Source organism: Haloechinothrix salitolerans, from assembly GCF_042662605.1.
In the GTDB taxonomy this organism is placed as follows: Bacteria; Actinomycetota; Actinomycetes; order Mycobacteriales; family Pseudonocardiaceae; genus Haloechinothrix_A; species Haloechinothrix_A salitolerans.
Window position 1 is genome coordinate 2,130,314 of record NZ_JBHSXX010000001.1, and the last position, 14,982, is coordinate 2,145,295.

Below are 14,982 nucleotides of genomic sequence, written 5' to 3' on the forward strand. Positions count from 1 at the left end.
GCTCACAGTCTCGCGTACGCGGATTTCCGCCCCGCGACCGAGGGTCGCCAAGGTCATCAATTCGATATGTTGGGCCGCCTGCCGCTCGGCGTGTCAGCTTGCGCGTTCGCCGCTCGACTATCCCCCAACCATGGGACATCGCTTGACCGGAGCGGATCACAAGGGTGTAATCACAGTGATGTCATTCGCTGTGGCTACGCTGAGAACGGCAGGGGGCAGCGGGTGGTGTTCGCCAACTTCAACTGCGTGGAAGCAAGGAGGCGGACGTGCGGAACGCGGACGTAGGCCATCACACGGGGGCGGTCATGAGCTGGGCCGAGAACATCGGCTTCGATGACGGTGTTCTCGCCGACATTTTCGACATCACCGAGGAGCAGGAGTGGCAAGAGCGCGCACTGTGCGCCCAGACCGATCCTGAAGCCTTCTTCCCGGAGAAGGGGGGATCGACCCGGGAAGCCAAGCGCATTTGCCAGGGCTGCGAGGTACGGTCGGAGTGCCTTGAGTACGCCCTGGCGCATGACGAGCGCTTCGGTATCTGGGGCGGTTTGTCGGAGCGGGAGCGCAGGAAGCTGAAGAAGCGCGCCGTGTAGCGGCGGGAAAGGGCGACACTGCCTATGCAGACCGCACCGGTGGTCGCGGTCGTGGTCTGCCACGACGGTGAAGCCTGGTTGCCGACCGTGCTCTCGGCGCTGCGCCGGAGCACGGTGAGACCGCGGTACGTGGTCGCTGTCGACACCGGATCGACCGATCGCACGCCAGAGTTGCTCGAGTATGCCCAGAGTCAACCGGGCGCGATCGTCGACGCCGCACTGACGATGCCTGCCGACACCGGCTTCGCGGCGGCCGTCGCCGAGGGGGTGCGGCAGGCCGGGGTCACGTTCGAGGACCGACTACCCTGGCTCTGGGTGCTGCACGACGACAGCGCCCCGGAACCAAACTGTCTGACGGACCTGTTGCATGCCGCCGACGCGGCTCCATCGGCGGGCGTGCTTGGCCCGCTGGCCGTCGACTGGCTCGACTCCCGTTTGATCGTGGAGGCGGGGCTGTCAACGGACGCCTCCGGTCACCGCCACGACGGCATGGGCATCGACGCCGCTGAGCTGGCCGAACAGAGCTCCGAGGTGCTGGCGATGCCCAGTGCCGGCGCGCTGATCAAGCGCACGCTGTGGGACCAACTCGGCGGCTTCGACGAGGACTTCCCGCTACTACGGGAGGACATCGACTTCGGCTGGCGTGCCAATGTCGCCGGTGTGACGGTGCTGTGCGTGCCACGCGCCAGGATCCGGCACGCGCGGGCACTGCGCAGGGGGGAACGCCGCGTCGACGCGATGCGAGGAATCGCGTCGGACCGGGCCAAGATGCTGGCCGCCGACCGGATCGGCGGCGTCCACACCTTGCTGGTGAACTGCTCGACGTTCGCCTTCGTCCTCGGTGTGCCGAGGCTGGTGGTGCTGTGCGTCCTCCGGTCGATCGGGTTCGTGCTGGTGCGCGACCTCGCGCGGGCGCGAGCCGAACTGGCCGCCGTGGGATTCATGGTGCGCGGTGGGCAGTTGCTGCCGGGACGGCGGCTGCGGGCGGAGTCGCGCGATCGTGCGGACGCCGGCGACGCGCGAGCCGGCCAGACCGGCCGGTACCGGCATCGTGCCGGTGTGCGCGGCTTGTTCGTCAGCAGGGCGACGCGGCTGCGCTTCGCCATCAGGACCGCGGTTCGGGCCCTCGTCCGGCGGCGGATCGCCAGTGAGGCCGCGCTGGGCAGGCTGCCCGAGTCGGCTACGACGCGTGCTACCTGGATACCACCCGAGGAGCTGCGGGCCGCCGCGTTCGCGGGCGGCGACCCCAAAGACGTCGTCGCGGTGCCGCTTGCTGGGCTGCGACGGCCCGCCACCTCGGCGGACGTCGGTGCTCGCGAGGAGGCGCCCGGTGTCACGGCTCCCGCCGACGCGACCATCGCGGCTGAGGGTGGCGGAACCACAGACGTCGAGGACACGGCGGGCACCGAGGCCGATGTCGGCGAAGCTGACCGCCCCCAGGAGGTCGAGCGGCCGAGCCCCGGCGACGCCGCGCACGGCGGGCTGGTGTTCGTCGAGGTCAACCGTGCCCGGGTGCTCGCGGCGACACTCTTCGCTCCACCGCTGTTGCTCGCGCTGGGCCTCATCGGGCTCGCGCTCCTGGTCAACGGGCACCGGCTCGGGCTTGACCTCGCCGGGGGTCGGCTGCTGCCGGTCGGCGAGTTCGGCCAGGTCTGGTCCAGCTACCTCGCTGGCTGGCATCCGGAGGGCGGCGGGACGTCCGCGCACGCCTCACCCGCGCTAGCGATCGTCGGCGCGCTAGGCACGCTGCTGTACCCGATCGGCGGAACATCCGCGGCGGTGGCGCTCCTGCTGTTGCTCGACATCCCGCTCGCGGCGCTCGGGGCGTACGCGGCGAGCGGGAGGCTGGGCGTCCACCGCTGGGTGCGTGCCTTGCTGGCGACCGGCTACGCCCTGCTGCCGCCAGCGACGGCCGCCGTCGCGCAGGGGCGGATCGACGTCGTCGTGGTGCACATCTTGCTCCCGCTGGTACTCGCCGGGGTCGTCGCGGTGCTTCAACCTCGCTCTGGCGGGCAACGGTGGCTGTCGGTCGCCGTCACGGTCTCGCTGGGGCTCGCGGTCATCGCCGCCTTCTCGCCGTTGATCTACCTGCTGGTGCTGGTCGTGCTGCTCGGCGGGTTCGTGTTCGTGTCGTCTCCCGTCCCGCTCGGGCGCCGACTCGCGGGCATCGCGCTTGTCGTGCTGTTGCCGATCGCGCTCACCCTGCCGTGGCCGGTCGCCCTTGTCACCAACCCGGCACTGGTGCTGCACGGCTTTGGTGCCCGTGTGCCCAGCCTCGACGTCGATGTCGCGGAGTTGCTGTCGCTCTATCCCGGTGGCGCGGGTGGACTGCCGATCGGCGGCGTACTGGTCGCCGCCGCGTTCGCCGCCGTCGTGGTGCGACCGTCCCAACGCGTGCTTCCCGGCGTCGGCCTTGTGCTGATCGGTGTCGCGGGTGTCGCGCTGGTCCGGCTGGTGCCGCTCGCCCCCGTGGCGGGCGGTGACGCTAGACCTGGCTGGGCGGGCGCGCCGCTCTTGCTGGTCGCGGCTGGACTGCTCGCCATCGTTCTCGGGGCCTCCCGTCGGGACGTCGACGGCGGGGGCGACGGTAACCGAGCCGTGCTCGCGAAGCGGTTCGCCGTCGGCGCGGGGGCCGCGGCGCTCGTCGTGTTCGCCGTCGCCGCCGTGACCACCGCGGAAGAGGGGCCACTACGCGACGCCGAACCGCACCGCCTCGCCGCGCCGCTCGCCGAGGAGCTGGCCGACAGCGACCGGACGGTGCTCGTGCTGCGTGGCGGCGATGAGCAGCCGCGTATCTCCGGTGGCGGCATGCCCGCGTTGGGTGACGACTCGTTTGACCTACCCGACGGCACACCGGAACGCCTCGCCCGCTGGCAGCGGACACTGCTCGCGGAAGCGGACGGCGACGACGTACGCGACGTGCTGGCCTCCGCCAGCGCCGCGGGCGTGCTGTTCGTGGTGTTGCCGGACGGTGTTCCCTCGGATGCGCTGCTGGCAGCGGGTGACGGTCTCGTCGCGGAGACGGTGCCGCTCACCGATGGCAGGCGAGTGCTGCGGCTACTGCCCACGAACGGGCCAGTGACGCTGATCGCGCCGTCGCTGAGCAAGCTCGCGATCAGCGGCGAGGCCCCGCCAGGCGACGTCGACGGCGAAGGTGTCGCCACGGTCGATGCCGAGTTGCCCGACGTCCGGGTACGCGTTTCCGACGGGCCCGCGGGCAGGTTGTTGGTGCTGGCCGCGAACGTGGAACCTGGCTGGGAAGCCAGCGTCAACGGCGAGCAGGTACCGATCGTGCCCGCGTGGGGGCATCAGGTCGCCGTCGAGGTCCCGACGCGGGCAGCGGACGTCGTCGTCAGCAACCAGGCCACCGTGCGCACGCTGCTCCTACTCGTGCAGGTCGGCGCTTTGCTGTTCACGTTGCTGACCGCGATTCCGTCGCGTCGTCGTCGGGTGTGAGGTGCCGTGCCGTTCACGGCCCGTCGATCACCTCGGGATCTACCCCGAGGTAGGTCGCGACCTGCTCGATGAGCACCTCGTTGATGAGGTCCGCGAGGTCGGCGGGGTCTTTCGCCCGCGCCTCGAGCGGCCGCCGGTAGAGCACGATGCGGGCGCGTGTCGGCACTCCGTTGCGGTCGACGCCGACGGGGACCAGCCGCGACAGCGGGACGATGCCGTCGAGCAGCACACCCTCGCCGAGTCCGCGTACGTCGGCGCGTCGGACGTCGGGTACCTCGTCCACCGCGACGTCGAGCATCGCGAGGTCGTCGGCCCAGCGAGACTCGATCGGCTCGAGTGCCTCCACCACCAGCGCGTCGAACTGCTCCGACCGGCTGGACGCGGCGGGCAGCGAGGCGGGAAGCAACGGACCGCGCAAGCCGCGACCACGCCGGTCACGGCGACGCCGGTGCCGGGAACGGAAGCTGCGTGTCGTGCCCACATAGAGCAGGGTACGCGCGCGGCGGCGCGATGCCTCCCTCACCGGCGAGCCGAGGCCAGCATCGCCCAGTCGTCGCAATGTCCGATGATTCGGACCTGCGAGCAGTCCTCATTGGTGAGATCTCCTCGTCCGCGACACGGTGTGCCTCCCCGTGACGACGCCGTCGAGACGCTATGGTCGGGGCCGTGTCGAGCGTACGGGTGTGTTCGCGAACCGGGTGCTTGTTGCCCGCCGTCGCCACGCTGACCTATGCCTACAGCGATTCGACGGCGGTCGTCGGTCCGCTCGCGACGGCGTCGGAACCGCACTCCTACGACCTGTGTGAGGAGCACGCGGTGCGGCTGACCGCGCCCAAGGGCTGGGAAGTGGTTCGGCACGAGGGAGAGTTCAGCTCACAGGAGCCGTCGACGGATGAGTTGACCGCGCTGGCGGAAGCTGTTCGGGAGGCAGGGCGATCCGAACCGGTGCCCCCACCGCAGCCGGAGCAGCGGACCGGTGGCGGACGTCGGGGACATCTGCGAGTTCTGCCTGATCCGGTCAATCGTTAGTTTTCGCGCTCCGCCTGTCCGACGCCCCATCGACGTCCCGGTAGACCTGTGTAGGCTCTGCGCCACTAGGCGTTGCGCAAGTGTGAGAGCACGAGCCGGATCGCTCGGCCCCGGCTGGTCCGGGCCGCCGCGTGATCCGCGAGCGTCCGATTCGGGAGAAGGCGTGAGTGACCTGTCGGGGATCGTGAAGGCGTACGACATCCGAGGCGTCGTCGGGGAGCAGTTGGACGAGGATCTCGTCGAACGGTTCGGCGCCGCGTTCGCGCGGCTCGTCGTCGGCGAGGCGGCATCGGCCGTGGTCATCGGTCATGACATGCGCGAGTCGTCGCCTGGCTTGGCCTCGGCGTTCGCGCGGGGGGTGACCTCGCAGGGCGTCGACGTCATCTCGATCGGGCTGGCCAGCACCGACCAGCTCTACTTCGCCTCCGGCTCGCTGAATCTGCCTGGCGCGATGTTCACCGCGAGCCACAACCCCGCCAAGTACAACGGCATCAAGCTCTGCCGCGCGGGTGCCGCTCCCGTCGGCCAGGACTCCGGCCTCGCCGAGATCAAGGAGTCCGTCGAGCAGGGCGTGCCGCCGTTCGAGGGCGCCCGTGGTGTGGTCACCGAACGCGACGTCCTCGCTGACTACGCCGCGTACCTGCGGAAGCTGGTCGACCTTTCGAACAGCAGGCCGCTCAAGGTCGTCGTCGACGCGGGTAACGGCATGGGCGGGCACACCGTGCCACAGGTGTTTGACGGACTGCCGATCGACGTCGTGCCGATGTACTTCGAACTGGACGGCAGCTTCCCGAACCACGAGGCCAACCCGCTCGACCCGGCGAACCTGGTCGACCTGCAGGCCAAGGTGCGCGAGACCGGTGCTGACGCGGGCATCGCGTTCGACGGCGACGCCGACCGGTGCTTCCTCGTCGACGAGAACGGCGACCCAGTGGCGCCGAGCGCGATCACCGCGCTGGTCGCGGTGCGTGAGCTGGCCAAGGAGCCGGGCGCGACGATCATCCACAACCTGATCACGTCCAAGGCGGTGCCGGAAATCGTCGCCGAGCACGGTGGCAAACCGGTCCGCACCCGCGTCGGGCATTCGTTCATCAAGGCCACCATGGCCGAGACGGATGCGATTTTTGGCGGCGAGCACTCCGCGCACTACTACTTCCGCGACTTCTGGCGCGCCGACACTGGCATGCTGGCGGCGATGCATGTGCTGGCCGCGCTCGGCGAGCGGGATGGCCCGCTTTCCGAGCTGACGGCGAACTACCGGCGCTATGCCGCGTCCGGCGAGATCAACTCGACGGTGGACGACCAGGTCGCGCGGCAGCTCGCGGTGAAGGACGCTTTCGAGAACCGACAGGGTGCCGTCGTCGACGAGCTCGACGGCTTGACGGTCGAGCTGCCCGATGGCTGGTTCAACCTGCGGCCGTCCAACACCGAGCCGCTGCTGCGGCTTAACGTCGAGGCCCGCGACGAGGACACGATGCGCGCCCTGACCGATGAAGTCCTGGCGATCGTTCGCGGCTGAGGCGCATCCTGGGACAATCAGAGGGATACCGGACAGACATCGGACGGATACCACGGCGTCGGCGCCGCGTGGTAGGGAGGAACTATGGCCGTCACCCTTGACGAGCAGTTGCTTGAGATTCTCGCGTGCCCGTCACCTGACCACGCCCCGCTGACGCGGGGCACCCCCGACGACCCCGACGCGGACGCGTTGACCTGCACTGAGTGCGGCCGCCAGTACCCCGTCAAGGACGGTATCCCCGTCCTGCTGCTCGACGAAGCGACCGAACCGACAGGCGATTCCGCTACCGCGACCAATGGTGTTTGACGACTCGCTGCTCGATGACCCCGCGAGGTTGGCCGACGCCGACACCTCGGGTGTGCTGCGCGCGACCGCGATGGCGGGCGCGCAAGTGCGGTCGGTACTAGAGCGGATGGCCGAGCTTGACCTGGACGCGCGGCTCGACGTCGATCGGCCGCGTTCCGTGGTGCTTGTCGGCCGGTCCGGCGTCGGCAGGCCGGTGATGCGCCTGCTCGCCGCGCTGCTCGGCCCAGGGTGCCCGACACCCGTCGTGCTCTCCGACGTCGTGCCGAGCTGGGTGGGCGCCCTCGACGTCGTCTACGCCCACACCGACGACCCGGGGGACGACGAGCTGGCGAGCTCGCTGGAACGGGCCAGCCGCTACGGCGCGGCAGTGGTGCTGACCGCCCCGGATGAAGGTCCGGTCGCTGCCGCCGTGGCGGGCAAGGGCACGCTGGTCGCGCCGCGCGTCGTCGTCGGGCCGGACCGGATCTTCGCGACGGTGTTCACCGCGGGCCTGCGCACGTTGTCCTCGCTGGGGTTGCTCGACGTCGACATCGACGCGCTCGCCGACGAGCTGGACGCCGAGGCGGAGCGTGACCACCCGCAGCACGAGACGTTCGTCAACCCGGCGAAATCGCTGGCGCTTTCGCTCGCCGACCGCACTCCGCTGCTGTGGGGTCTCGACCCGGTGGCTGGTGCGGTGGCCGAGCACGCGGCGTACCTGCTCGCGGCGGAGGCCGCCGTGGTCGCCGACGCCGCGGAGTACCGGCATGCGTTCGCCAAAGGCGCGCTCTATCGTGAGGTCGTTTCGGGAAGTGGCGGACGTGACATCTTCGCTGACCCCGACGATCCCGAAACATCGGTCAGCAGGCGTAGGCTGCTGCTGCTCTCGGTCAGGCACGACGCGGCCGCCACCGCGACGCGCCGTGCCGCGACCGGAGTGTTCTCCTCGGCGGAGGTCATCGACGTCGCCGATGAGATTGGTGCCGCCGAGCCGGTCGCCGCCGCCGTGCTCGCGCTGCGCTTCGAGCTAGCCGCGGTGTATCTCGGGCTCGGGGCGGGCACCATCGGCGGCGCCAGCCGGTTCACTCCGGTGCAGTCCTGAGCCCGGTCGAGGAGCGAAGACGTGGAGTTACTGCACAACGCGGTGCGGCCGTACGCATGGGGGTCGCGGACGGCGATCGCGGAACTGCTGGGGAAGCCCGTACCAGCACCGCATCCGGAGGCCGAGTTGTGGATGGGTGCCCACCCTGGCGACCCCTCCCGCGTGTGCCGCACCGAGGGTGAGCTGCGCAGCCTGTGCGACGTCGTCGCGGAGGACCCGGTGGGCGCGCTCGGCGCGTCCTGCGCGCGGCGCTGGGACGGCAGGTTGCCGTTCCTGCTCAAGGTGCTCGCCGCGGAGGAGCCGCTGTCCATGCAGGCCCACCCGACGGCGCGGCAGGCAGCGGAGGGCTACGCGCGCGAGGAGGCCGCTGGCATCCCGCGCGACGCGCCGGAACGCAACTACCCTGACCCGACGGCCAAACCGGAGCTGGTGTGCGCGCTCACGGAGTTCGAGGTGCTCGCCGGGTTCGCGGACGCCAGCCGCACGGTCCGGTTGCTGCGTGCCATCGAGACACCGGAGCTGGCCGCCTACACCGAACTGCTGGCCGGGCAGCCGGACACTGACGGCCTGCGCGCGCTGTTCACCACCTGGATCACGCTGCCGCAGCAGCGTATCGACGACCTGCTGCCGGACGTCCTCAAGTCATGCGCACGGCACGCGGAGGCTGGCGGCGAGTTCGCCGCCGAGTGCGCCACCGTCGTCCAGCTTGGCGATGAGCACCCGCATGACGCGGGCGTGTTGACGTCGCTGCTGCTCAACCGGATCGAGCTGAGCGCGGGCGAGGCGCTGTACCTCCCCGCGGGGAACCTGCACCTGTACCTGCGCGGTACCGCCGTGGAGATCCTGGCCAACTCCGACAACATACTTCGCGGCGGGCTGACGCCGAAGCACGTCGACGTCCCCGAACTGCTGCGGGTGGTCGACTTCTCACGCGGCACGATGCCGGTGCTGCGCGGCGAGCCGGACGGCGACCCTCGGCTGCGGGTGTACCGCACCGACGCACCGGAGTTCGAACTGTCCCGCGTGGAGTGGCCGGGGGGCGACAACGGTGACGTCGAACTGCCCGCTGGGCCGCAGATCGTGCTGTGCACCAGGGGTGGCGCGGTGTTGCGCGAGTCAGCCACCGGTCGCGAGCTGCGGTTGTGCCGGGGCGAGTCGGCGTGGCTCGCCGCTAGTGATGGCGCGGTGTCGGTCCGTCCGACGACGTCGACCGCGCCGGCGCAGCTGTTCCGAGCCACCGCCGGACGGGTTGAGTGACGCTCTCCCCGCGGTCTCGTGCGGGGAGAGCGTCACTCAACGCGCTCCGCTCAGCCGCTCATGGGGTGAGCGACCAGCTGTTGAGCGTGCCGCTGTCGCCGGCGTACACATCCTTCACGCGCAGCTGCCATTCGCCGTCCGCGTCGTAGGCCGACAGGTCCTTGGTGTAGGTGGTCTTGACGTCGCTTGACCAGTCCCACCAGGACGATTCCTTGAGGTTGATCGCCTCACCGCTCGGCGTGATCAGGTCGATCACGAGATCACCCCGCCACGAGTGGGCGATGTCGACGGCGATCTCGGCCGCCGACGACGCGGCGCGGTCACAGCCGTCGATGGTGATCGGGCTGGTCACCGCGGCGCCGCCGTCAGGGATGGCGACAGCGGTGTCGTTGGTGGCCGTTTCGCACTCACCGGGCTCCGGGTCCGGTTCTGGCGGGGTGGTGTCCCCGTCACCGGTGTAGAGCAGGAGATTCGGCGAACCGGCGCCCGGGTTGGTGACCTTGTCCGGCGTCGCGGTGTTCACGATGGCGTCATGGACGTCCTGAGGATTCGCCGTCGGGTTGGCGGCCAGGTACAACGCGGCGGCACCCGCGACGTGCGGCGATGCCATGGAGGTTCCGGAGATGGTGTTGGTGTCGCTGTCCGAGCCGATCCATGCCGACGTGATCTCGTCGCCGGGAGCGAAGAGGTCGACGCAGGACCCGTAGTTGCTGCCCTGGCCGTTGGGCCAGTCGGTCGGCCGCTCGTCGGAGGGCTTGGTGGCGCCGACCGTGATCGCCTCCGGTGTTCGCGCTGGCGAGTAGTCGCACGCGTCGGCGTTGGAGTTTCCAGCGGCAACGGCGTAGGTAATGCCGGACTCGATGGAGTTGCGCACCGCGTCGTCGATGGCGGTCGTCGCCCCGCCGCCGAGGCTCATGTTCGCCACCGAGGGACCGCTGGCGTTCTCGGTCACCCAGTCAATGCCCGCGATGACACCCGAGTTCGAGCCATAGCCGTCACAGTCGAGCACCTTCACGGCCGTGAGGCTGACCTCCTTGGCGACACCGTGCGCCGCTCCGCCGACGGTGCCGGCCACGTGCGTGCCGTGTCCCTGGCAGTCGCTGTCGTTGCCATCACCGGTGGTGTTGGTGCCCCACGTCGCGCGGCCCTCGAAATCGTCGTGCGTGGTGCGGATCCCGGTGTCGAGGACGTAGACATCCACATTGGACGCGCTGGTCGAGTAGCTGTAGACGTCGTCAAGCGGCAGGTCGCGCTGGTCGATCCTGTCCAGGCCCCACGACGGCGGGTTGGTCTGGTCGGTCGCCACGCTGACCGTGCTGTCCTGCTCCACATAGTCGACGGCCGGATCCGCCGCGACCCGTTTGGCCTCCTTTTCGGACATCGTCGCGGCGTAACCACGAATGGCGCTGTCGTACTCATGGGTCACGTCCGCGCCATATGTGGTCTCGTGCGCCCTCGCCTTGGTCCCGACCGAACTCGCCGACACGCCGTCCTTGAACACGACGATGTAGCTGCCGTCGATCGCTTGCTCGCTGTTGGCGCCGAGAATCGTCGCCTCCCGCGTCGTGTTCTCGGCGCCCGCCGTGCCCTGGCCAGCGAGCGCGACCATAGCGGCGATCGCCGTGGTCGCTCCCGCTCTGACCAAGACTCCGCGCCTGGTATGTGGCGTTGTGTTCACCTGAGTTGCCTCCTAGGCAGGGTCAGCGCACACCGGGCTTCGCCGGGGCGCGCGTCTAGGGGTTGGGATTCGGCGTCCTCGCGAACGCCGGTCATGACGCTAGGACGGCGAGAGCAAGCGGAAACAGGTCCAAATAAGACAGACGAACGATGTCTGGACGAGTGGCGCTGAGCGCGTTAGTCGTCAGTGGTCGCGCCACCGCTAGTGCGGCTGAGCTGCGAAAACGCGCGAATGGTCTGGGCAGGCGTCACGCGAGGCCGTTATCGACGTCGCGACATCGTCACCGAGCGCTTGGTCGAGTGCACCGGGAACGCGAACTACTCTGATCGCTCAGGCGGCACTGGTACTCATGGCGGCCAGCTGGCGGCCGAACGAGTCAGCACCGAAGGGCCTTTTTTCATCGCACCCCGCCGCCGTTGGGGCGCGGCAGGTCTGGGAACAGTGACGTCTGCTCCTGCGCGGGGCGCACGGCCGTTCCGGGGATCTCCAGACCAGCGGCCATGGCGACGGCGCGGTCCCACTCGGGGTCGACGAGATAGTCGGTGTGGCGCAGTACGCCCGCCGCCCAGCGCCGGCACTCCTCGACGTGCGGTACCGGGTCGGCCAGCCAGTGATCGCCGCCGAGCACCAGGCTGTTGGCTCTGCCTCGCACCGCGGCGGGCAACGGGCCGATGGTGCCGTCGGTGAGGTAACCGATGCCGAGCAGCTGACCGCCGACGACCTGGTGTCGCCACGTGGTCACCCCGCCGCCGAACGAGTCCGTGCCCCGGCACAGCCCGCGCCAGCGGCCGTCAAGCGCCCCGTAAAGCGTGCCGAGGGTCGCCGGGGACAACAGCGAGGGGAACGCCCGCTGGTAGCCCCACTGCGCCGGTGTGCCCGCGGTGATGAGCCCGACACGTTCGCGCTCCTGGTCGCTCAGTTCCGTCGACAGTCGCGCCGCCGCGATCATGGCGAGCAGTCCGCCGTGGCTGTAGCCGGCGAGCACCACCCTGGTCTCCGGTTCCCGCAGGTGATAGCGGACCCGTTCCACCAGGTCGGGCACTACCTTCACCGCGTAGGACGGCGGCACGATCGGATGCGCCCGCCTCGGCCAGAAGAACACCAGGTCGGCCAGCGCGCCGAGGTGCCTGCGGCGTCGCGGGTAGCGCACCGCCGCGTACACCGTGCGTACCAGTCCCGCGGCGAGCAGTCCAAGCGCGACGACACCGAGACCGGCGAACGGCTCGAGCCACACCGGCAGCGGCCGGTCCGTCACCCTCAGCGCCACTAGCGGTACCGCGCCCACGCCGAGCAGCAGCACCATCGCGGCGACCAGCCGATGCAGGTGCTTGCGCTCGATGATCGCGGTGGCCCACGCGTCGGCCGCCGTGCGCTGTTCCCGCGCGTCGGTCTGCAAGATGCGCACGATCCGCGGGATGCCGCGCAACCGCTTACGCAGCGGGATCGCCACCAGATACATGCCAGCCCACAGCAGGGCGGCGATGACCGTGCCCGCGCCCCACAGCACGGTGAGCAAGGTGTAGCTCGGTGGCAGCACCAGTTCCCGCCCGCCGAGCAGTTGCCGCACCGTGATCGCGGCACCCGCGCCGAACCCGGCGCCGAGCAGACAGGCGAGCACCACCGTCGGCGCGGCCACCCAGCCGCCGAGCCATGGCCGCAGCCGGTGCGGCAGCGTGCGCCACTGTCGCCGTGCCAGCAGCGCCAGTGGCGCGAGTACCACACCGAACACCGCCGCTGCCGCGAGCAGCAGCACGATCAACCCCTCGGCCATCGCGTCGACACCCGGCAGCGTGGTGGCGGACGTGCCGCTGGCCGCGCCCGCTGTCAGCGGCGAGCCGATCAGCGCGGCCACCACCACGAGCGCGACACCCACGATGAGCAACCCGGCGACGATCACCGACGGTAGCAGTGTGCGCAGCCAGTCGGCGATGTCGTCGAGCAGCATGGTGGCCACCGCCGTCAGCCCGAAGAACCCGAGCGCGATGAGCCAGACAACGAAGGCAGCGGTACCGCTTGGCGGCGTGAACACCCCGCCAAGCGGCAGCAACGCGACGCAGGCGAGCGCGGCCATGGTGTGCAGCCCTCGCAGCACGCCCGCGTTGCGGTGCGGGTAGAGCGAGTGACCGGGCACGGCGTCCGGTGATGGTCTCGACAGCGCCGTCATCACCGGTATCCCAGTACGTTGCCAACTGCCGGCCGACACCCGGTACAGCGCCACGATCACGAGCAGCGGCGGTAGCATCCCGAACAGTGTCCGTGCGATCTCGCCTTCGCGGGCCACGTCGGGCACGGCTGCGAGGCAGCCGGTGCCGGGGGCGAGGCATTGGGCGGCGAGCAGATCGAGGCTGATCACGCCCACCTGGGTGACGAACAGCGCGGTCAGCAGCAGCCCGAATACCCGCAGCACCGCCTGGCTCAGTGTCACCAGCACGCGGGCGACCCGGCTGCCCTCCGGCGCGGGCGGCAGCATGCCGTGAGCGACGTTGGCCAATGAGAATGGAAACAGCAGCGCCCACGCCGCCTTGGTCGCCCCGCCAGAGGTCATCTTGTGCCACAGGTAGCCCTCGACGGTGCGCGGGATCGCGCGTCCGAGCGCGTGCAGCACCGGGCCCGCGACCGGTCTGCGCAGCCGGTCGGCCGGTCGGACGATCTCGCCGGTCTCGTCACCGGCGACGGTCACCGCGGCGACCGAGTCAAGTAGTTCGTCGCCGTCGACGCCGATGAGTCCTGGGACTCGCAGTTCGACCACACGGGCGTCAGGACCGGGCAGCGACATTCACGACCTCGCACACGACGGCGTCATCATGGGACATCCTCACGGGCACCGTCACAGGACAGGACACAACTCCTCCGCTGGTGGCTTGGGGCACCGAATCATTGTCACTGTGCCGCATGATTCGGCCGGGTCACAGAGTCTTGGCACGGTAAACGCCTCGGCGTCACGACACGCGTAGGAAACGCCCGCCGCGTGCGGAAAAACACGCGGTCGGGGAATCGTGTCGTCCAGTTGGCCCGCTATGAGTGTCACACCGCTCACGGGATTCGACGTCGGCGCACCGCTCGAGGGCGGGGTCGGTACCGTCCAGATGCCAGGCTGATCGGACGGAGGAGGAAAGCCACGGTGATGCGACGGGCTGGGGTGCTGGTCGTTAGCGTGCTGCTGGCTCTGCTTACCGGCTGCGAACCAGGGGACGGCGATGCCGTGGCGACCCCGACCAGTACGGTGCCGGGTCTTGAAGCGCACACGGACGTCCTTGAGTTGGTCAGGGCGGCGGACGATGCCGCGAAACGGCGCGGTACGGCGCTGTTCGCGCTGAGCGATGGTGGTGCCATCCACGGTGATGGCGACGCGCTACCCCGGCCGGATGGTGCGCCCCACCCTGGCGCCGCGCCGAGGAAGCCAATTGGCGCTGGGCGGCTGGCCTACCGGGATGGAGGTGTCGACATCCTGGTCAGGACGCTCCAACGCGAGGAGAACATCGAGTTCCGCGCGGTCGGTGACGCGGTATTCGTGCAGCCGATCGGCAGGCTGGTACCCATCGCGCGAGGTATGCCGTGGGTCAGGCTGGCCGCGATGGTGCGGCGACCACTACCACGGATCCTCGGTCCCGAGATGGTCCACGCGCCGAGCATCGTCGACCCGACGCACACGTTCGACCTCCTCGTCGCGGCAGGCACCATCGTGAGCAGCGAGCGAGCGATGCTGGGCGATACCAAGGTCACCCAGTACGACATCGAGCTCGACATCGAGCGGCTCGCCGAGCACATCCGGCTCAGCTCGGCGGGGCAGCCGAGAGCGGCGCTGCTGACGGCGCTGCGCACACTCGTTGACCAGGGAACGACGACCGCGCCCGTCACCCTGCTGCTAGATCGCCACGACCTGCCGCGCCGCGTCCGGCTACTCAACATCGCGGCCCTGCCGACGCGTGGCCCCGATGCCGAGGACCTGCCGATGCTCACCGTGAACTACCGCGACTGGGGCAAGCCAGTCGCCGTGGCGCCGCCGCCTCCGGGATCCGTCGCCACCGTGCCACGCTGATTCCGGTGTGCGGTACTGCCGCTAGGG

At 69.9% G+C, this 14,982-nt stretch carries 11 protein-coding genes; 8 read left to right on the top strand and 3 right to left on the bottom strand.

Annotated elements, in window-relative coordinates; genetic code table 11:
• Nucleotides 1-305 precede the first annotated feature (305 nt).
• Both ACFQGD_RS10035 and ACFQGD_RS10040 read left to right on the top strand, forming a co-directional pair.
• On the top strand, nucleotides 306-590 hold the full coding sequence (locus ACFQGD_RS10035) for a WhiB family transcriptional regulator (RefSeq protein ID WP_345405649.1): 285 nt from the start codon (nucleotides 306-308) through the stop codon (nucleotides 588-590).
• A 24-nt stretch (nucleotides 591-614) separates the two neighbouring features.
• The gene (locus ACFQGD_RS10040; protein ID WP_345405470.1) at nucleotides 615-4,046 is read left to right on the top strand and encodes a glycosyltransferase; all 3,432 of its coding nucleotides are present in this window, start codon (nucleotides 615-617) and stop codon (nucleotides 4,044-4,046) included.
• A gap of 13 nt (nucleotides 4,047-4,059) precedes the next feature.
• On the opposite strand, the gene ACFQGD_RS10045 is transcribed toward ACFQGD_RS10040, so the two are convergent.
• Nucleotides 4,060-4,527: a metallopeptidase family protein gene (locus tag ACFQGD_RS10045; RefSeq protein WP_345405473.1), complete on the bottom strand. Its 468-nt coding sequence runs from the start codon at nucleotides 4,525-4,527 to the stop codon at nucleotides 4,060-4,062.
• Between the two features lie 185 nt (nucleotides 4,528-4,712).
• Here ACFQGD_RS10045 and ACFQGD_RS10050 point away from each other — a divergent pair, with 185 nt between their 5' ends.
• The 5 genes from ACFQGD_RS10050 (at nucleotide 4,713) to manA (ending at nucleotide 9,238) form a co-directional block, all read left to right on the top strand.
• The gene (locus ACFQGD_RS10050) at nucleotides 4,713-5,075 is read left to right on the top strand and encodes a DUF3499 domain-containing protein (RefSeq protein WP_345405476.1); all 363 of its coding nucleotides are present in this window, start codon (nucleotides 4,713-4,715) and stop codon (nucleotides 5,073-5,075) included.
• A gap of 163 nt (nucleotides 5,076-5,238) precedes the next feature.
• A complete protein-coding gene (locus ACFQGD_RS10055) occupies nucleotides 5,239-6,594 on the top strand; it encodes a phosphomannomutase/phosphoglucomutase (RefSeq protein WP_345405479.1) in 1,356 nt (451 codons plus the stop codon).
• A gap of 84 nt (nucleotides 6,595-6,678) precedes the next feature.
• Complete coding sequence (locus ACFQGD_RS10060) at nucleotides 6,679-6,900, top strand: Trm112 family protein (protein ID WP_345405482.1); 222 nt, start codon at nucleotides 6,679-6,681, stop codon at nucleotides 6,898-6,900.
• Nucleotides 6,890-7,981: a hypothetical protein gene (locus tag ACFQGD_RS10065; protein ID WP_345405485.1), complete on the top strand. Its 1,092-nt coding sequence runs from the start codon at nucleotides 6,890-6,892 to the stop codon at nucleotides 7,979-7,981. The genes ACFQGD_RS10060 and ACFQGD_RS10065 overlap by 11 nt, the downstream gene beginning before the upstream one ends.
• Before the next feature lie 21 nt (nucleotides 7,982-8,002).
• On the top strand, nucleotides 8,003-9,238 hold the full coding sequence (gene manA / locus ACFQGD_RS10070; protein WP_345405488.1) for a mannose-6-phosphate isomerase, class I: 1,236 nt from the start codon (nucleotides 8,003-8,005) through the stop codon (nucleotides 9,236-9,238).
• Between the two features lie 58 nt (nucleotides 9,239-9,296).
• Here the strand turns inward: manA and ACFQGD_RS10075 are convergent, their stop codons facing one another.
• Together ACFQGD_RS10075 and ACFQGD_RS10080 are read right to left on the bottom strand one after the other, a co-directional pair.
• Nucleotides 9,297-10,847: a S8 family peptidase gene (locus ACFQGD_RS10075; RefSeq protein WP_345405652.1), complete on the bottom strand. Its 1,551-nt coding sequence runs from the start codon at nucleotides 10,845-10,847 to the stop codon at nucleotides 9,297-9,299.
• Nucleotides 10,848-11,313: 466 nt separating this feature from the next.
• Nucleotides 11,314-13,692 (bottom strand): hypothetical protein, encoded by a 2,379-nt coding sequence (locus tag ACFQGD_RS10080; RefSeq protein ID WP_345405491.1) that lies wholly within the window; start codon nucleotides 13,690-13,692, stop codon nucleotides 11,314-11,316.
• A gap of 345 nt (nucleotides 13,693-14,037) precedes the next feature.
• Here ACFQGD_RS10080 and ACFQGD_RS10085 point away from each other — a divergent pair, with 345 nt between their 5' ends.
• Complete coding sequence (locus ACFQGD_RS10085; RefSeq protein WP_345405494.1) at nucleotides 14,038-14,955, top strand: hypothetical protein; 918 nt, start codon at nucleotides 14,038-14,040, stop codon at nucleotides 14,953-14,955.
• The last annotated feature ends 27 nt before the right edge of the window (nucleotides 14,956-14,982 follow it).